This is a genomic window from Burkholderia sp. DN3021, assembly GCF_049805555.1.
In the GTDB taxonomy this organism is placed as follows: domain Bacteria; phylum Pseudomonadota; class Gammaproteobacteria; order Burkholderiales; family Burkholderiaceae; genus Burkholderia; species Burkholderia pyrrocinia_C.
The window spans coordinates 1-17,563 of sequence record NZ_JBNCAB010000115.1; the positions used below are offsets into that span (position 1 = coordinate 1).

The following is a 17,563-nucleotide window of genomic DNA, read 5'->3' on the forward strand; positions in this document are numbered from 1 at the left end:
GGGCGGCTGCGTCAGCGCGGGCAGCAGGTCGCCCGCGGCCGCGGCGATCGCCGCGCGCTTGGCCGGCTGGTCGGCGGGGATGAAGGTCGACAGGGTGGTCGTGCGGCCGACTTCGGGCAGCGCGTCGAGACGCTTCGCGGCCGCATCGGCTTCGGCGAGCGACGGCGCGAGCAGCGTGACGTCGTTGACGGCCGCTTCGGGCGAATCCTTCAGCGCGAGCAGCGTCGCCATCGATTCGCTGTTCGGATCCTTCAGGTGCAGCGGGTTGAAGTCGAAGCGCAGGAACGCGAGCAGCGGCAGCGCGCCGATCACGACCGCGAGCGTGCCGATCAGGATCGGCTTGCGATGGCGATCGAGGAAATCGTCGACCGGCGCGAGCCACGGGAAGCCCGGCGTCTTCGATTCGCCCGGCGGCGCGAACAGGCGCAGCAGCGCGGGCAGCAGCGTGAGCGTGGTCAGCAGCGCGACGAACATCCCGACGCCCGCGATCAGGCCGAGTTCGGACACGCCGCGATAGGCGGTGGGGATGAACGAGAAGAAGCTCGCCGCGACGGCCGCCGTGGCCAGCGCGAGCGGCATGCCCATCGAGTGCGCGGCGCCGATCAGCGCGTGATCGATGCGCTGGTCGCGGAAGCGTTCCTCGCGGTACTTCACGCCGTACTGGATCGAGAAATCGACGCCGAGGCCGACGAACAGCACCATGAACGCGACCGAGATCATGTTCAGCGAGCCGACCATCGCGAGGCCGAGCGCGGCGGTCACGACGAGGCCGACGAACAGCGTGACGAGCACCGAGCCGATCATCCGCTTCGAGCGCAGCGCAAGCCACAGGATGACGAGCACGGCGAGCAGCGTGAGCGCGCCGTTGAGCGCCGCGCCGTCCTCGACCGATGCGAATTCGTCGTCGGCGAGCGGCTGTTCGCCGGTCAGGCGCACGGCCGCGCCGTAGCGCTTTTCGAGGTCGAGCGAACGGGCAGCGTCGCGGATCACCTGGCTGGTTTCCGCGCCGGCCTTCAGCGCGCCGTAGTTGACCACGGGCTGCACGGTGACGAATGCGCGCGCGGGCTGCCGCGCGGCATCGCTGTCGACCAGCGCGCGCCACGAGAACGCGGCCGGCTTGCCGGCCAGCACGTCGTCGACCGTCGCGGCGCTGCGCGCGAGCAGCTTCGCCATCGCCGGCAGTTTCACCTGGCCGGTCAGGAGCGGCTGGCCGAGCGTGGTGGCCAGCGTCGTCGCGAGCCCGGTCAGGCTCGGGTTCTTCGCGAGTTCGTTGACGAGCGGGCGCGCGCTCGCGAGCTGCGACGTCGTATCGGAGACTTCCTGCGGCGACAGGAACAGCAGCCCGTTGTGCTCGAAGAACGGCCCGCCGCCGGGCTCGGCGACCTGGCCGATGCGACCGGCTTCGGCCTGCTTCTGCAGCGCTTCGGTCAGCGCATGCGCGGCGGCATTCGCGAATTCGGGCGCGGGCGCCTCGACGACCGCGAGGATCGTGCCGTTGCGTTGCGGGAACGCTTTATCGACGGCCTGGCCGAGCGCAGCCCATTGCGGTTCCGCATCGACGAGCTTGCTGATGTCGGTATTGATCTTGAAATGCTGCGCGACGTAGACACCGCTGAGGGCAGCGATGACGAGCGACAGGACGACGACCCAGACGGGACGGCGCACCGACCACGCAACGAGTCGGACGATGAGAGATGTCACCATGTGGCGGTGGGGAGCGGCTGGCAAGGGCAAAGTAGCCAAGTATACCGGCGCGGCGTGGCGACTGACGTGACGTTGCGGGTTTCGGGGCGGGAAGGAGATTTGTTCGCGGCGGCGGAATCGGTACCGGTGGTCGGCTGTTTTGTAAGGGGATATTTACATAATCGGCGCCGCACCGTCTCGCCGTGCCGTCGCCCGCGCCTGTGACAAATGCAGTTGAAAGGTAACAGTCGGTCACGGCGCGGCAGCCGGGCGTCAGGCCCGGTATACTTTGCTGCACCGGCCGCTGCAAGGAGCCGGTCGTTTTTTCCCATCGAGTGCGAATAATCGTATGAAACGTCATCTGTTTGCTTTCGTCGCGGCCGCCGCCGTGTCGGTTTCCGCTTTCGCGCAGAGCGCGCCGGTCGATATCGTCCGCAATGCGGTCGAGGGCACCGTCACCGCGATGAAGGCGGATCCGGCCGCACGCGGCGGCGACATGGCGAAAGTCACGCAGGTCGTCGAGCAGCGCTTCCTGCCCGCGACCAACTTCGAGCGCACGACCCGCATCGCCGTCGGCGACGCGTGGAAACAGGCGACGCCGGAACAGCAGCAGGAGCTGTACAAGCAGTTCAGGCTGCTGATGACGCGCACCTACGCCGCGTCGCTCGCGCAGCTCGGCGGCCAGGACGCGAAGTTCTCGTTCAAGGCCGGCGGCGCGTCGGGCGCCGACGCGCTCGTGCAGTCGACGGTGACGACGCCGGGCGACAGCCAGTCGGTCGGCTATCGTCTCGGCAAGGTCGGCAACGACTGGAAGATCTACGACATCGACATGTCGGGCGCGTGGCTGATCCAGGTCTACCAGGGCCAGTTCAAGAGCCAGCTCGCGTCGGGCGGGATCGCCGGGCTGATCGCGTATCTGCAGAAGCACAATTCGCGGACGAACTGACGGCCGCGGCGCGGCTCGCAGTCCGGATGCATGAAGGGCGCCACGGGCGCCCTTTTTCGTTGCGGATCGCGGTGTCGCGCTACCCTACCGCCGCCGATGCTCGACCGCGAACTTGATCAGCTCGGCCTGCCCTTCGATCTCGAGCTTGCGCTTCAGATTGAGCCGGTGCGTTTCGACCGTGCGCACCGACAGCCCCGTCTGCTGCGCGATCTGCTTGCTCGACAACCCCTCGGCCAGCGCATCGAGAATGTCGCGTTCGCGCGGCGTCAGGCGATCGAGCGGCGACGCGGTCGCGCTCGCGTGGATCATTCGCGCGGCGAGGCCTTCGCTGAAGAACGTCTGCCCGGCCAGCACCGCGCCGATCGCGCGGACGATCTCGCTCGCGGGCGAATCCTTCAGCAGGTAGCCGCTCGCGCCGGCACGCACGGCCTGCGTCACGTATTCGAGGTTGTCGTGCATCGACAGCATCAGCACGCGGATGCCGGGGAAACGCTCGTGGAACACGCCCGCGAGCGTGATGCCGTTCATCCCGTTCATGCCGACGTCCATCAGCGCGAGATCGGGTTCGAGCGACGCGGCGAGCGCGAGCGCCTCGTCGGCGTTGCCGGCCTCGCCGACCACGGACAGGTCGGCCGCTTCGAGCCGCATCCGCAAGCCGTCGCGCACGAGCGGGTGATCGTCGACGAGCAGCAGTCGGGCGGCGGGCCGGGCGGTGTCGGGGGCGCTCATGCGTCAAAGGTCTCCTGTTATGGGGCGTGTCTTCACGCGGCGCTGCGCAGCGGCACGCGCGCGGCGACGATCGTGTGGCCGACCTGCGACGTGATCGTCAGCATGCCGCCGAGCGCGTCGAGGCGTTCGCGCATGTTGCGCAGGCCGATGCCGCGGCGCGCGTCGGCCTGCGAGCGTTCGGCGTCGAAGCCGCAGCCGTTGTCGGCGATGGTCAGCGTGACGGATTGGGCGCCGATGTCGAGCGTGACGGCCGCGCGCGACGCCTGCGCATGATGCACGATGTTGCTGAGCGCTTCCTGCGCGATCCGGAACAGCGCGGTGTTGACGGCCTCGGGCAGCGGCCGCATGCCGCTGTGCGCGACCTGCGTATAGCCGATGTCGATGCCGCTTTCGGCGCCGAGTTCGCGGACCAGCTGCTCGAGCGCGGCCGCGAGGCCGAGATCGTCGAGCATCGACGGACGCAGCGCATGCGAGATGCGCCGTACTTCGCGCAGCGTATCGCCGAGCCGCCCGACGCCCGACACGAGCGCCTGCTCGGCCTCGGGCACGCGCGACGTGCCGCGTTCGAAGCGCGCGAGCGCGGATTCGAGCATCAGCTTCGCGGACACCATCATCTGGCTGATCCCGTCGTGCAGTTCGCGCGACAGCCGCGCGCGTTCCTGCTCCTGCGATTCGACGACGCGCTGCGCGAGCAGCTTGAGCTTCGCGTCGGCGCTGCGCGACTCGCTGACGTTCAGCACCAGCGCGCACACGGCGATCGCCGCCGCGCCGGTGAGCGCGATCGCGGTGAGCCAGCTCATCGTGCGCTCGATGTTCGCGGACGCGCGCGCGTCGATGCGCTGCAGCGCGGTGTCGACGTCGTCGAGATAGATGCCCGTGCCGACCATCCAGCCCCAGCGTTCGAGCGCGACGACGTAGCCGAGCTTCGGCGCGACGCGGCCCGTCGACGGCCGCTGCCATGCGTAGCGCACGTAGCCGCCGCCGTGCGACGCCGCGCCGATCAGCTTCTGGATCGTCAGCGCGCCCTGCGGGTCGCGCATCGACCAGAAGTTGTGACCCACGCGCTCGGGCTCGCGCGGATGCATCAGCGAATTGCCGTGCAGGTCGTACACGAAGAAATAGCCGTCGGGCCCGAAATCCATCTTCTGCAGCATCGCGAGCGCCTGCGTGCGCAGCAGCGCGTCGTCGCGCGCATTGCGGCCGCTCGCGTCGTAGAGCGGCATGATCGCGCTCGTCGCGAGCTCGACGTAGTGCTTCAGCTCGACTTCCTTGCTCGACAGGTACGCGGCCTGGATCGTCGCGTGCTGCGTGCGCGCGAGCGACGTCGCCTGCTGGCGCACGCCGAAGCCGATGCCGGCGATCGCGAGCAGGAACGGCACGATGGCCAGAAGGAAGATCTTTGCCTTGAGTCTCATGGTGGTGCGAAGCGGCCGTGAACCGGTGCGGCCGGCTAGGTGCGGCCGGCCAGCCGTGGGCCGGCCGGGCGCGTCAGCCGCGCGGCGGCGTATCGAGCCGACATTGTCGGCGATTTTGCACGTGGGCGGCTGCGACCAGGCGGCTGCCCCGCCGCGGCTCGGGTGCCCGGGCGCTCAGGCCCGCCGCGACTCGAGATTGTCGGGAGATGCGGCCGTCAGTACGACGATGCGGTTGCGCCCGCCTTCCTTCGCGCGATACAGCGCATCGTCGGCGAGCTTCAGCGCGGCCTGCATGTCGTCGTCGAGTTCGGGATAGCTCGTCGTCACGCCGATGCTGACCGTCAGGCGGCCGGCCGTGCCGGCGTCGTGCCGGATGCCGAGATCGAGGATGCCCGTGCGGATCGTCTCGGCGATCGTCACCGCGCCGTCGGTGTCGACGTCGGGCAGCACCACGACGAACTCCTCGCCGCCGTAGCGCGCCGCATAGTCGGCCGGGCGGCGCAGGCAGCCGCCGATGCAATGGCCGACCGCGGCGAGCGCGTCGTCGCCGGCCTGGTGGCCCTGCGTGTCGTTGTAGCGCTTGAAGTAATCGACGTCGATGAACAGCAGCGACAGCGCATGCTGCGAGCGCGCGGCGCGGCGCCATTCGCGCGCGAGCGTGACGTCGAGCATCCGGCGGTTGTCGAGGCCGGTGAGGCCATCGGTGCGCGCGAGCGCCTGCAGCTCGGTTTCCGCGCGATGGCGCTTGCGCAGCTGCACGTCGAGCAGCAGCGACAGGCCGACGAAGCCGATCGCGAGCGCGACCATCGCGGAGCCGATCGGAATCGCACGGTCGTACCACGCGGCGTAGGTGTCCGCTTCCGAGCGCGCGACCATGACGATGAGCGGCAGGTGATCGAGGTGCCGGAACACGTACAGGCGCCGCACGCCGTCGATCGTCGCGGTGTCGGCGAAGCTGCCTTCGCTGGCGGTCATGAAATGCCGGAACGTGCTGGCGCGGCTGATGTCGCGGCCGACGATCTTCGGGTCGTACGGTTCGCGCGCGAGCATCAGGCCGCGCGTGTTGATCAGCGCGACCGAGCCGCGGTCGCCGAGCGACAGGCGCGAGAACAGGTTCTGGAAATATTCGAGCCGGATCGACATCACCGCGACGCCGCCGAACGACCCGTCGGGCTTCGTGATCCGCCGGCTGAGCGCGATGCTCGGCGAGCCGTCGCGCAGCCGCGAATGGTACGGGGGGCTGACGTACAGGCCGACGTCGGGCCGGTCGCGATGCACGGTGAAGTACGGCTCGTTGCCGAAGTTGGCCTTGCGCGGCACGTCGCCCTTGCCGTCGACCGCGATGTCGCCCTTTGCGTCGAGCACGTAGATGCCGCCGAGGTACTTGGCCGTCGTCGCGCGGTCGAACAGCACCTGGCGGCGCAGCGGCATCGGCAGCGCGATGACCGCGGGGTCGTTCGCGCCTTCGACGACGGCCTGCAGCGACAGCGAATAGATCTCGATGTTGCGCTCGATGTCCCACGACGCCATCAGCGCGAGGTTCTGCTGCATCGTGCGCGAGCGGTCGCGCGCGTCGATGCGGCCTTCGTACAGCACGATTCCGCACAGGAACAGAAGGAGCAGCGCGATCAGCAGCCCCGTATAGAAGATCAGGTGCGGCAGCAGGAACCGGCGCAGATGAGCGGCGACACGGCTTGTCCGGCCGGATTCGCTGGGCATTGCGTAGTCGGTTTCTGCCATGGTCCGTGGATCGATGGGCATCGTCGCCAGGCGGCGGGCCGATGCGATTGTTCGTATGACGTGTCGGCAGCGATCCGGTGCGCGGCCCTCTTCCGGCGCCTTCTTTCCGCCCGGCGGAGAAAATGGACACCGATTATCGGTAATCGCGACCAGATATACCGGTAAATCATGCATTCATTGGCGGCATCTGCCGCGATTCGACGATCCGACGAATCGGGCGGCGCGGATTCAACGGAGTATAACGTGCGCATTCGCGTGCGCGGAAAATGTTGCGACCCGTTGATCGGGGTCACATTACCGTGCAATCCCGGGCTTGCAAATATCGGGCAGAGCGTTACTGCGCAAGGTTTTGCCGCGTGGCGGGCGCGGCGTGCCGCGTACGGCCGCCGATTCAGACGGATTAACGGCCGGCGCACGCGAAACTTGAAAGCGCGCGATATGTTCCGATTATCGGTTTCAACATACGGTTTCAACGGCCGCGCGAACGTAAAAATGAAAACGGGCGGCGATGAGGGCCGCCCGTTTCGCGGAGCCGGCATGCGGGACGGGCCCGCATGCGCATGCTCAGGCGCCGTGCTGTTGCGCCTTGAACGCGAGCCGGAACCGATGCAGCAGCGGCTCGGTATAGCCGCTCGGCTGCGACGTGCCCTGCAGCGCGAGCGCGCACGCGGCCTTGAACGCGGTCGACTGGTCGTAGCCGGGCGCCATCGGGCGATAGTTCGGGTCGCCGGCGTTCTGCTGGTCGACGACGCGCGCCATCCGCTTGAACACGTCGAGCACGAAGGCCTCGGTGATCACGCCGTGGCGCAGCCAGTTCGCGATGTGCTGGCTCGAAATGCGCAGCGTCGCGCGGTCTTCCATCAGGCCGACGTTGTGGATGTCGGGCACCTTCGAGCAGCCGACGCCCTGTTCGACCCAGCGCACGACGTAGCCGAGGATGCCCTGCGCGTTGTTCTCGACCTCGCTCAGGATCTCGTCTTCGCTCCATTCGGCACGCTCGACGACCGGCACGGTCAGCAGGCCTTCGAGCAGCGCGTCGCGCTCGCTCGCGTACGGCGTCTTTTCGAGCTCCTGCTGGACGGCCTGCACGTCGACGAGGTGGTAGTGCAGCGCGTGCAGCGTCGCGGCGGTCGGCGACGGCACCCACGCAGTGTTCGCACCCGCGCGCGGATGCGCGATCTTCTGCTCGAGCATCGCGTGCATCAGGTCCGGCATCGCCCACATGCCCTTGCCGATCTGCGCGCGGCCGCGCAGGTCGGCCGACAGGCCCGCGAGCACGTTGTTGCGCTCGTACGACGTGATCCAGGCCGACGACTTCATGTCGCCCTTGCGGATCATCGGGCCTGCTTCCATCGCGGTGTGCATCTCGTCGCCGGTGCGGTCGAGGAAGCCGGTGTTGATGAACGCGACCCGCGCGGCGGCGGCCGCGATGCACGCGGCGAGGTTCACGCTGGTGCGGCGCTCCTCGTCCATGATGCCCATCTTCAGCGTGTTGCGCGGCAGGCCGTACAGATCCTCGATGCGCGCGAACAGCGTATCGGCGAACGCGACTTCGACCGGGCCGTGCATCTTCGGCTTCACGATGTAGATCGAGCCCGTGCGCGAGTTGCGCTTCGCCTTCAGGTCGTGCAGCGCGCACAGCGTCGTGACGACGCCGTCGAGGATTCCTTCCGGAATCTCGTTGCCGTCGCGGTCGAGCACCGCGCCGTTGGTCATCAGGTGGCCGACGTTGCGCACGAACAGCAGCGAGCGGCCGTGCAGCGACAGCGTGCCGCCGTCGGGCGTCGTGTAGTCGCGGTCGGCGTTCAGGCGGCGCGTGAAGCTTTTGCCGCCCTTCGCGACTTCCTCGACCAGCGTGCCCTGCATCAGGCCGAGCCAGTTGCGGTAGAGCTGGACCTTGTCGTCGGCGTCGACCGCCGCGACCGAATCCTCGCAGTCGATGATCGTGCTGACCGCTGCTTCGAGCACGACGTCCTTCACGTTCGCGAGATCGGCGCGGCCGATCGGCGTCGACGCATCGATCTGGATCTCGATGTGCAGGCCGTTGTGCTTCAGCAGGATCGCGGACGGCGCGTCGGCCGTGCCCTGATAGCCGGCGAACAGCGCCGGCTGCGCGAGATGCACGACACCCTTCGCGGTTTCGACGGCGAGCTGGCCGTCCTGCACGCGGTAGCGCAGCGCCTCGCGGTGCGAGCCGCTCGCGAGCGGCGCCGCGTTGTCGAGCACGTTGCGCGCGTAGTCGATCACGCGCTGGCCGCGCGTCGGGTTGTAGGTCGCGGTGCGTTCGGCGCCGCCGTCCTCGGGCAGCGCGTCGGTGCCGTACAGCGCGTCGTACAGGCTGCCCCAGCGGGCGTTCGCGGCGTTCAGCGCATAACGCGCGTTCGACAGCGGCACGACGAGTTGCGGGCCGGCCTGCGTGGCGATCTCGCTGTCGACGTTCGCGGTGGCTGCCGCGACGTTCGACGGGACCGGTACGAGGTAGCCGATTTTTTCGAGGAACGCGCGATAAGCGGCGTGGTCGCGCACGGGGCCGGGGTGCGCGCGGTGCCAGGTGTCGAGTTCCTGCTGCAGACGGTCGCGTTCCGCGAGCAGTTCGCGGCTGCGCGGCGCCAGATCGTGCACCAGGGCCGAGAAACCGCTCCAGAATGCGGCCTTGTCGATGCCGGTGCCCGGCAGCGCTTCGTTTTCAATGAACTGGCTCAGCGCTGGCGCGACTTGCAGTCCTGCTTGGTCGATCATCGTTATCCTCCCGGGGAAAAATGCGCGCGCGGCTAGAGGGCCTGTTCACGCTAATAACGGGCTTGCGAACGAGCCTTGCCGGCCGCAGTGCAAGGAGCAAGGAGCGCCGTTTGGCCGAGCCAAACAAGCGACGCGCGACGCCGCAATGCGGCCGGCAAGGCTCGTTCCCCTGATCGGAAAAAATAATTTGTGGGGCTGGCCACCAGAAGGGCCGATCGCTGCGTCGTGCTCCTTGCGAATACGTCGAGTATTCGCTTCGTCGCAATCCTTGCGCTCGGCCCTTCTGGTGGCCAGCGCAAGCCCGTTATTAGCGTGAACAGGCCCTCCTATGTCGCGACGCTTTGTGTGCCGGCGCGGGCGATCTGCGCGTCCTGCTCGGACTTTACGCCAGACACGCCGATCGCGCCCGCAATCCGGCCGCCGACCGTGACCGGCACGCCGCCTTCGAGCAACCCCGTCAGCGGCACGCTGAGAAACGCGGTGCGGCCACCGTTGATCATATCCTCATAAGCCTTCGTCTCGCGACGGCCGAGCGCCGCCGCGCGCGCCTTGTCCTGCGCGATGGTCGAGCTGGCCGGCGATGCGCCGTTCAGCCGCGCGAACGCGAGCAGGTGGCCGCCGTCGTCGACGACGGCGATCGACACGGCCCAGCCGTGGCGTTCCGCCTCCGCGCGGGCGGCGGCGAGCATGCGGTCGGCATCGGCGAGTTCGAGTTCGGGTTTCGTCTGCATGGATGTCCTCCGGAACCAGGTCAGTTGATCAGTCGGTTGTCGACGAGCTCGATCCAGTGGCGCACGGGCGTGCGGCCCGCGCCGTTCAGGTGAGTCTGGCAGCCGACGTTGGCCGTGACAATCAGGTCCGGCCGCACGGCTTCCAGCGCGTCGAGCTTGTTGTCGCGCAGTTGCGTCGCGAGTGCGGGCTGCGTCAGCGAATACGTGCCGGCCGAGCCGCAGCAAAGGTGGCCGTCGGCGACATTCGTCAGATCGAAGCCGAGCCGCGTCAGGATGCTTTCAACCGCGCCGCCGAGGCGCTGCGCGTGCTGCAGCGTGCACGGGCAGTGGACCGCGACGCGGCGCGGCGTCGCGTCGGCCAGCTCGTCGAGCGGCTCGGCCGCGATCACCTCGGCGAGATCGCGCGCGAGCGCGCTGACGCGCCGCGCCTTCTCTGCATAGACGGGGTCGGAGCGCAGCAGGTCGCCGTATTCCTTGACGAACGCGCCGCAGCCGCTCGCCGTCAGCACGATCGCTTCCGCGCCGGCTTCGATCGCGGGCCACCATGCGTCGATGTTGCGGCGTGCGCGGGCGAGGCCCGCATCCTGCGCGTTCAGGTGATATTCGGTCGCGCCGCAGCAGCCGGCCTCGCGCGCCGGGCTCACGCTGATGCCGAGCCGGTCGAGCACGCGCGCGGCGGCCGCATTGGTGTTCGGCGACAGCGCGGGCTGCACGCAGCCTTCGAGCATCAGCACGCGCCGCGCGTGACGCACGGCCGGGCGCGGCGCGGCCGCGGGCACGGCGGCCGGGATCTTGTCCTGCAGCGCGCCGGGCAGCAGCGGGCGCAGTGCGCGGCCGGCCTTCAATAACGCGGCGAACGTCGCCGGGCGCGGCACCACGTGACGCAGCCCCGCGCGCAGCAGGCGCTCGCGCGCGGGACGCTGCGCGCGCTTCTCGGCTTCCGCGCGGCCGATGTCGAGCAGCGTGTGGTAGCGCACGCCGGACGGGCAGGTCGTCTCGCAGTTGCGGCAGGTCAGGCAGCGGTCGAGATGCTGCTGCGTGCGCTCGCCGCACGGCTCGCCTTCGAGCAGTTGCTTGATCAGGTAGATGCGGCCGCGCGGCCCGTCGAGCTCGTTGCCGAGCACCTGGTAGGTCGGGCAGGTCGCATTGCAGAAGCCGCAGTGCACGCACGCGCGCAGGATCGCTTCCGCTTCGTCGGCCCGGGCGAGGGCCTTGCTTGCTTCGCTGAGATTGGTTTGCATCGGCGGGTCGCTTCGAAGGTCAGAGGTCGGCGTACAGGCGCCCGGGATTGAAGATCGCGTGCGGGTCGAGTTGCGCCTTGAGTTGCCGATGCACGCGCAGCAGCGCGCGCGGCAGCGGCTGGAACGGCTCGTGCGTCGTGCCCGGCGTGAAGCAGGTCGCGTGGCCGCCCCATTGCGCGGCAAGCCGCTGCACGTCGGTCGGCGCGGCATCGCTTTTCAGCCAGCGCTGGGCGCCGCCCCAGTCGGCGAGCAGCGCGCCGGGCCACGCGTCGAGCGGCGCGGCGGCCGGCACCGATACGCGCCACAGCGGGCGCGGATCGTCGAAGAACGGCAGCGCGAGATCGCGCAACCGTGCCCAGAACGCGTCGTCGATGTCGTCCATCCGGTCGCCGCCGATCGTGTCGCGCGCGGCCTTCACCGAGCCCTCGCCGCCTTCGATCCGCACGCGCAGCACACCGTCCGCGTGGCACGCGCCCGCGAGCGGCAGCCCCGCGCGCCGCCACGCGGCGACGCGCTGCACGGCTTCGCCGGGAGCGAGCGGCAACGCGAGATCGCACGTCGCGCGCGGTTTCGGCAGCACTTTCAGCGACACTTCGGTCACGACGCCGAGACAGCCGAAGCTGCCGGCGAGCAGCCGCGACACGTCGTAGCCCGCGACGTTCTTCATCACCTCACCGCCGAAGCGCAGGTGCTTCGCGCGGCCCGTGATCACGCGGCAGCCGAGCACGAAGTCGCGCACCGCGCCGACCCACGGGCGGCGCGGCCCCGACAGCGCCGCCGCGAACATCCCGCCGACCGTTGCCGCGCCGCCGAACGCGGGCGGCTCGCACGGCAGCATCTGGCCGGCCGAATCGAGCATCGCTTCGAGATCGGCGAGCGGCGTGCCCGCGCGCGCGGTGACGACGAGCTCGGTCGGGTCGTACGCGACGACGCCGCGATGCGTGCGCACGTCGAGTGTGCGGCCTTCGACGGGGCGGCCGAGGAACGCCTTGGAGCCGGCGCCGCGGATGTGCAGCGGCTGGCGGTCGCTGAGCGCGGCGTCAACCTGGGCGACGAGCGCCGTGCTGTCGTCGATCGATTCGATTTCGCGTCGCATCAGAAGCGCTCCAGTTCGGGAAACGGCAGCTTGCCGTGATGGACGTGCATCGCGCCGAATTCGGCGCAGCGGTGCAGCGTCGGGATGTTCTTGCCGGGATTGAGCAGCCCCTGCGGATCGAATGCGGCCTTCACTGCGTGGAAGAACGTGATTTCGTCGGCGTTGAACTGCACGCACATCTGGTTGATCTTCTCGCGCCCGACGCCGTGCTCGCCGGTGATGCTGCCGCCCGCCGCGACGCACAGCTCGAGGATCCTTCCGCCGAGCGCTTCCGCGCGGTCGAGCTCGCCGGGCCGGTTCGCGTCGAACAGGATCAGCGGGTGCATGTTGCCGTCGCCCGCATGGAACACGTTCGCGACCGGCAGCCCGTATTCGGCGGACAGCGCGGCGATCCCTTCGAGCACGCGCGGCAGCTCGCGGCGCGGGATCGTGCCGTCCATGCAGTAGTAGTCGGGAGACATGCGGCCGACCGCGGGGAACGCGTTCTTGCGACCGGCCCAGAAGCGCTGCCGCTCGGCCTCGTCGCGTGCGACGCGGATCTCGGTTGCGCCCGCGTCGCGCAGCAGCGTGGCGACGCGTTCTGCATCCTCGTCGACGTCGCTCGCCGCGCCGTCGAGCTCGCACAGCAGGATCGCCTGCGCGTCGACCGGATAGCCCGCGTGGATGAAATCCTCGGCCGCGCGGATCGCGAGGTTGTCCATCATCTCGAGGCCGCCGGGAATCACGCCCGCGCCGATGATCCGCGCGACCGCCGCGCCGGCCTCGGCGACGTCGTCGAAGCTGGCCATCAGCACCTTCACGCACGGCGGTTTTGGCAGCAGCTTCACGGTGACTTCGGTGACGATGCCGAGCATGCCTTCGGAGCCGGTGAACAGCGCGAGCAGGTCGAAGCCCGGTGCATCGAGCGCATCGGCGCCGAGCGTGAGCGTGTCGCCATCGATCGTCAGGATCTCGACCTTCAGGATGTTGTGCACCGTGAGCCCGTATTTCAGGCAGTGCACGCCGCCCGCGTTTTCGGCGACGTTGCCGCCGATCGAGCACGCGATCTGCGACGACGGATCGGGCGCGTAGTAGAGGCCGTGCGGCGCGGCCGCCTGCGAGATCGCGAGGTTGCGCACGCCGGGCTGCACGCGCGCGGTGCCGGCGTCGGGGTCGATGTCGAGGATCCGGTTGAACTTCGCCATCACGAGCAGGATGCCTTTTTCGAGCGGCATCGCGCCGCCCGACAGCCCCGTGCCCGCGCCGCGCGCCACCACCGGCACGCTGTGCGCGGCCGCGACGCGCAGCACCGCGCACACCTGCTCGACCGTGTCGGGCAGCACGACCGCGAGCGGCACCGTGCGGTACGCGGCGAGGCCGTCGCATTCGAACGGCTTGAGCGCCTCGCGTTCGTGCAGCACGTCGAGGCCGGGCGCCGCCGCATGCAGCGCGGCGACGAGCGTGTCGCGGCCGACGGTCGCCAGCGGGCCGTCGATCCGTTCGTCATAGATGAAACTCATCTGTCTGTCTCCGTCTCCACCATGCGGGCGGCCGCGCGATGCGCGACACGCCGGATGGACGGGATTCTTGGCGGGCCGGGCGCGCCTGTCCAGACGTCTTCCATGTGGTCGTACCAGTTTTTATGAAGGCACCCGAAAGCCGCCATGCGGAGAACCAGAAACCCGAATCAGGACAAGGGTTTGTGAGAAAATCGCCGATATCCGTCCAAAGTGGTCGTACCAGTATGGAAATGCAGGATCGAGAGGGGCCGGCGCGGCGCGTGGCCGACGTCGTCGCCGAGCGGATCGAGAAGCTGATCGTCGACGGCGTGCTGAAGGCCGGGCAGGCGCTGCCGTCCGAGCGGCGGCTGACCGAGAAGCTCGGTGTGTCGCGCACGGCCGTGCGCGAAGGGATGAAGCTGCTGCACGCGCGCGGGATCATCGACACGATGCACGGCAAGGGTTCGTTCGTCGCGAGCCTGACCCCGCAGCGCGAAATCACGCCGATGATGCATCTGCTCGGCTCGCAGCCGCGCACGCTGTACGACCTGTTCGAGGTACGCGGGATGCTCGAGGCCGAGGCCGCGCGACTCGCCGCGCTGCGCGGCACGTCGGCCGATTTCATCCTGATCAGGCGCCGCTACGACGAAATGACGGCGGCCGACGCGCAGGATCTCGACCCCGCCGCGCGCGCTAAGCTCGATCACGCGTTCCATCTCGCGATCTGCGAGGCGTCGCACAACCCCGTGCTCGTCAACACGCTGCAGTCGCTGACCGACCTGCTGCTCAGTTCGGTGTTCGCATCGGTGAACAACCTCTATCACCGCGAACCGCTGAAGAAGCAGATCGACCGCCAGCATGCGCGGCTCTACAACGCGGTCACTGGGCGGCTGCCCGAGCAGGCGCGCAAGGCCGCGAGCGAACATATCCGCCAGTGCGTCGAGTATCTGCGCGAGATCGAGCAGGAGGAGCAGCGGCTCGTGCGTTCGACGTTGCGGCTCGAGGGGTGGACTTAGGCGCGTTGGTTTTTGTCAGGTGGCCGTGCAGTCGGCATCGTCCTGCGCTTCGAGCCTGGATGCCCAGCCGGACTTGGCTTCTTTCAGCACGATTCGCTGTTTTTCTGCACGCTCGATCGCGTTGATGCGCTCGATTGCCGACGCGATAGGAACATTGCCGTCCGCGTGTGCGAGGTACAGCAGGCGAACCAGTTTGTCGGCCCAGCGCGGCACTTTGCCCGACTTCTCCCAGCGGGCGACCGCCTGCTCGTTGTTGCCGAGCAGCTTGGCCAGTCCGCTCTGCGATTGCATCAGGCCGGCGCTGCGCACATACCGAAACTCGACCCCCGTGAGCGGAGCGGCTTTTTTCGCGAGCGCGAGACAGATTGCGGTGCAGAGTCCGTCCAGATCGTTGATGGACACACCGTCGCCATAGGGTGTCTTGTGCAGCGTATATCCGTTCGTCAGCCATACATTTTTCAGGCCACCGTCGGTGTAGTGATACATATCAGCCCCTTGGTGCGTCAATTCAGCGTTTGGTGACTTCCATCACGGTGATCACCGTGAGGTGAGGAGCAGGATGATCCACGAGTACGGCCACGCCGACATTGACGCCCGACACATACCGCTCCATCACACAGCGCAGGCCCGATGCCCGCATGTCCGGTTCAGGCTCGCTCACGATGACGCCCTTGCGCAGCGTTTCCAGCACCATCGGATCGTTGATCTTCCGCTGCCGCATCCGGTCGCGTGCATGGCCGACGAACACGATGTTCGCTGAAACGGCCGCACATACCCGGATGTGCTTCTCAAGCTGTCGTTTGGATGGTTGCCCCAATCGCACACCTATCATTTTGATAGGTTGGAGTTTACGCTGTTTGCTGAGTGTCGGGGATAAATTTTGGCTATTGGGCACGGTTCGCCTGGCGTCACGCAGTCGAAAAAAAGCCCGCCGAAGCGGGCAACCTCACGATGCGGAGGAGGAGATGCGTGAGCGCGGGCGGCGCGCGTTCAGCCTTTCGTCGCGCCGAACGTGAGCCCTGCGACGAAATGCTTCTGCATCGCGAAGAACATCGCGACCGACGGCAGCGCGGCAAGAATCGAGCCGGCCGACACGAGGTTCCACGACGTCGTCCATTGCCCCTTCAGCGCCGCGACGCCCGCGGTGATCGGCGCGGCTTCGTCGCCTTGCGTGAGGCACAGCGCCCAGAAGTAGTCGTTCCACACGAACGTGAACACGAGGATCGCGAGCGCCGCGAGCGCGGGCCGGATCAGCGGCAGCACGATCCGCCAGAACACCGTCCATTCGCCCGCGCCCTCGATGCGCGCGGCCTCGATCAGCTCGAACGGCAGCTGCTTGATGAAGTTGCGCAGGAACAGCGTGCAGAAGCCGGTCTGGAACGCGACGTGGAACAGGATCAGCGCTTCGACGGTGTTGAACACGCCGAGCCGGAGCGACAGGTCGCGCACCGGGATCATCAGCACCTGCACCGGCACGAAGTTGCCGGCGACGAATGTGCCGAACAGCGCGGTATTGCCGCGAAACCGGTAGGTCGCGAGCGCGAAGCCGGCCATCGCCGCGAGCGCGATCGAGCCGAGCACGGACGGCACGGTGATCTGCACGCTGTTCCAGAAGTAATGCAGCATCGGCGACGTCGTCAGCGCGTCGCGATAGTTCTCGACCATCGCGAAGTGCCGCGGCCAGCCCCAGTAGTGTCCTTCGACCAGTTCCTCGGTCGAGCGCACCGACGTGACGAACACCGCGATCATCGGCAGCAGCCAGATCAGCAGCGCGACGGGCAGCGACAGCTTGTACAGCCGGCGCGAGACGGGCTTCCATTGGGCAACGGGAGTCGGAAACATGATGGCCACCGGTCGGGTTATTGCTCGTTGCGCAGCATGCGGCGCAACTGGAACACGATGTAGACGAGCATGATCGCGAACAGCACGACCGCGATCGACGCGGAATAACCGATCCGGTAGTACTTGATCGCCTGGTCGTACATGTAATACGCGAGCACGGTCGAACTCTCGAACGGGCCGCCGCTCGTCATCACCGAGATCAGGTCGAAGCTGCGCAACGCGCCGATCACCGTGACGACGATCGCCATGAAGGTGGTCGGCCGCAGTTGCGGCAGCACGACGTGCCACAGCAGCGCGAAGCCGCGCGCGCCTTCCATCCGCGCCGCTTCGATCTGTTCCGGGTTGACCGACGTGAGGCCGGTCAGGTACAGGATCATGCAGTACGCCGTTTGCGGCCACAGCGCGGCGAATACGATGCCGAGCGTCGCGTAGCGCGCGTCGCCGAGCACCGGGATGCCGTGCCCGGCGAGCAGCGCGAGCAGCCCGAAGGTCGGATCGTAGAACCACGAGAAGATCAGGCCGACGACCACGCCGGACAGCACGAACGGCGCGAAGAACAGCGACTTCACGAGCCGGATGCCGCCGACCGCCTGATTGAGATACAGCGCGAGCGCGAGGCCGAGCGGCGGCGCGAGCATGAACAGCGCGAGCCAGATCACGTTGTTGCGCAGCGCGGTGTAGAACGTCGGCGCGTGCAGCAGCTCGGCATAGTTCGCGAGCCCGACGAAGCTGCGCTCGGTCATCCCGTCCCAGTTGTACAGGCTCAGCCACAGCGTCGACAGGATCGGCCAGATCACATAGACGGCAACCATTGCGCAGGCCGGTGCGAGAAAGAGCCACGCGGCGCGCCGTTGCCGCCGCACCGCGGGCGACGGGCGGCGCGCGGGCAGCGCGGCGGCGGATGCTC

15 protein-coding genes are annotated in these 17,563 nt (G+C 68.2%); 2 read left to right on the forward strand and 13 right to left on the reverse strand.

Annotated elements, in window-relative coordinates; genetic code table 11:
* Positions 1-1,704: MMPL family transporter (locus tag ACPUER_RS33155; RefSeq protein ID WP_425133152.1), on the reverse strand; the 1,704-nt coding region annotated here is incomplete at its 3' end.
* A 328-nt stretch (positions 1,705-2,032) separates the two neighbouring features.
* Between ACPUER_RS33155 and ACPUER_RS33160 the strand changes: the two genes are divergently transcribed.
* On the forward strand, positions 2,033-2,629 hold the full coding sequence (locus tag ACPUER_RS33160) for an MlaC/ttg2D family ABC transporter substrate-binding protein (protein WP_096473192.1): 597 nt from the start codon (positions 2,033-2,035) through the stop codon (positions 2,627-2,629).
* A gap of 84 nt (positions 2,630-2,713) precedes the next feature.
* Here ACPUER_RS33160 and ACPUER_RS33165 read toward each other — a convergent pair whose 3' ends face one another.
* The 8 genes from ACPUER_RS33165 to glcD all read right to left on the reverse strand — a co-directional run bounded on the left by ACPUER_RS33165 (position 2,714) and on the right by glcD (position 13,819).
* Entirely contained in the window at positions 2,714-3,358 is a 645-nt protein-coding gene (locus ACPUER_RS33165) for a response regulator (protein ID WP_034181525.1), read from the reverse strand.
* 32 nt (positions 3,359-3,390) lie between these two features.
* Entirely contained in the window at positions 3,391-4,773 is a 1,383-nt protein-coding gene (locus ACPUER_RS33170) for a cache domain-containing protein (RefSeq protein ID WP_425133153.1), read from the reverse strand.
* A gap of 174 nt (positions 4,774-4,947) precedes the next feature.
* Positions 4,948-6,513: a sensor domain-containing diguanylate cyclase gene (locus ACPUER_RS33175; RefSeq protein ID WP_425133154.1), complete on the reverse strand. Its 1,566-nt coding sequence runs from the start codon at positions 6,511-6,513 to the stop codon at positions 4,948-4,950.
* A 564-nt stretch (positions 6,514-7,077) separates the two neighbouring features.
* Positions 7,078-9,252 carry a malate synthase G gene (locus ACPUER_RS33180; protein ID WP_425133155.1) on the reverse strand — a complete coding sequence of 725 codons (2,175 nt, stop codon included), beginning with the start codon at positions 9,250-9,252 and terminating at the stop codon, positions 7,078-7,080.
* A gap of 326 nt (positions 9,253-9,578) precedes the next feature.
* Entirely contained in the window at positions 9,579-9,983 is a 405-nt protein-coding gene (locus ACPUER_RS33185) for a GlcG/HbpS family heme-binding protein (RefSeq protein WP_072439899.1), read from the reverse strand.
* A 20-nt stretch (positions 9,984-10,003) separates the two neighbouring features.
* Complete coding sequence (gene glcF / locus ACPUER_RS33190; RefSeq protein ID WP_425133156.1) at positions 10,004-11,224, reverse strand: glycolate oxidase subunit GlcF; 1,221 nt, start codon at positions 11,222-11,224, stop codon at positions 10,004-10,006.
* A gap of 19 nt (positions 11,225-11,243) precedes the next feature.
* A complete protein-coding gene (glcE, locus tag ACPUER_RS33195; protein ID WP_425133157.1) occupies positions 11,244-12,320 on the reverse strand; it encodes a glycolate oxidase subunit GlcE in 1,077 nt (358 codons plus the stop codon).
* The gene (gene glcD, locus ACPUER_RS33200) at positions 12,320-13,819 is read right to left on the reverse strand and encodes a glycolate oxidase subunit GlcD (protein WP_425133158.1); all 1,500 of its coding nucleotides are present in this window, start codon (positions 13,817-13,819) and stop codon (positions 12,320-12,322) included. Before glcD ends, glcE begins: the two co-directional genes overlap by 1 nt.
* Positions 13,820-14,043: 224 nt before the next feature.
* Between glcD and glcC the strand changes: the two genes are divergently transcribed.
* Entirely contained in the window at positions 14,044-14,814 is a 771-nt protein-coding gene (glcC, locus tag ACPUER_RS33205; RefSeq protein ID WP_425133159.1) for a transcriptional regulator GlcC, read from the forward strand.
* Between the two features lie 15 nt (positions 14,815-14,829).
* On the opposite strand, the gene ACPUER_RS33210 is transcribed toward glcC, so the two are convergent.
* The 4 genes from ACPUER_RS33210 to ACPUER_RS33225 form a co-directional block, all read right to left on the reverse strand.
* Positions 14,830-15,300: a hypothetical protein gene (locus ACPUER_RS33210; RefSeq protein WP_175952757.1), complete on the reverse strand. Its 471-nt coding sequence runs from the start codon at positions 15,298-15,300 to the stop codon at positions 14,830-14,832.
* A gap of 22 nt (positions 15,301-15,322) precedes the next feature.
* Positions 15,323-15,631, reverse strand: coding sequence for a DUF4258 domain-containing protein (locus ACPUER_RS33215; protein ID WP_175959894.1), 309 nt, complete (start codon positions 15,629-15,631; stop codon positions 15,323-15,325).
* A 173-nt stretch (positions 15,632-15,804) separates the two neighbouring features.
* The gene (locus ACPUER_RS33220; protein ID WP_072439912.1) at positions 15,805-16,656 is read right to left on the reverse strand and encodes a carbohydrate ABC transporter permease; all 852 of its coding nucleotides are present in this window, start codon (positions 16,654-16,656) and stop codon (positions 15,805-15,807) included.
* A 17-nt stretch (positions 16,657-16,673) separates the two neighbouring features.
* A partial coding sequence (locus ACPUER_RS33225) for a carbohydrate ABC transporter permease (protein ID WP_425133160.1) occupies positions 16,674-17,563 on the reverse strand: 890 nt, incomplete at its 5' end.

What these genes read in the sequence shown, in the direction of transcription:
- ACPUER_RS33160 (WP_096473192.1), top strand. Translation starts at nt 2,033, where the DNA reads ATGAAACGTCATCTGTTTGCTTTCGTCGCGGCCGCCGCCGTGTCGGTT.
- ACPUER_RS33165 (WP_034181525.1), bottom strand. Translation starts at nt 3,358, where the DNA reads ATGAGCGCCCCCGACACCGCCCGGCCCGCCGCCCGACTGCTGCTCGTC.
- ACPUER_RS33170 (WP_425133153.1), bottom strand. Translation starts at nt 4,773, where the DNA reads ATGAGACTCAAGGCAAAGATCTTCCTTCTGGCCATCGTGCCGTTCCTG.
- ACPUER_RS33175 (WP_425133154.1), bottom strand. Translation starts at nt 6,513, where the DNA reads ATGGCAGAAACCGACTACGCAATGCCCAGCGAATCCGGCCGGACAAGC.
- ACPUER_RS33180 (WP_425133155.1), bottom strand. Translation starts at nt 9,252, where the DNA reads ATGATCGACCAAGCAGGACTGCAAGTCGCGCCAGCGCTGAGCCAGTTC.
- ACPUER_RS33185 (WP_072439899.1), bottom strand. Translation starts at nt 9,983, where the DNA reads ATGCAGACGAAACCCGAACTCGAACTCGCCGATGCCGACCGCATGCTC.
- glcF (WP_425133156.1), bottom strand. Translation starts at nt 11,224, where the DNA reads ATGCAAACCAATCTCAGCGAAGCAAGCAAGGCCCTCGCCCGGGCCGAC.
- glcE (WP_425133157.1), bottom strand. Translation starts at nt 12,320, where the DNA reads ATGCGACGCGAAATCGAATCGATCGACGACAGCACGGCGCTCGTCGCC.
- glcD (WP_425133158.1), bottom strand. Translation starts at nt 13,819, where the DNA reads ATGAGTTTCATCTATGACGAACGGATCGACGGCCCGCTGGCGACCGTC.
- glcC (WP_425133159.1), top strand. Translation starts at nt 14,044, where the DNA reads ATGGAAATGCAGGATCGAGAGGGGCCGGCGCGGCGCGTGGCCGACGTC.
- ACPUER_RS33210 (WP_175952757.1), bottom strand. Translation starts at nt 15,300, where the DNA reads ATGTATCACTACACCGACGGTGGCCTGAAAAATGTATGGCTGACGAAC.
- ACPUER_RS33220 (WP_072439912.1), bottom strand. Translation starts at nt 16,656, where the DNA reads ATGTTTCCGACTCCCGTTGCCCAATGGAAGCCCGTCTCGCGCCGGCTG.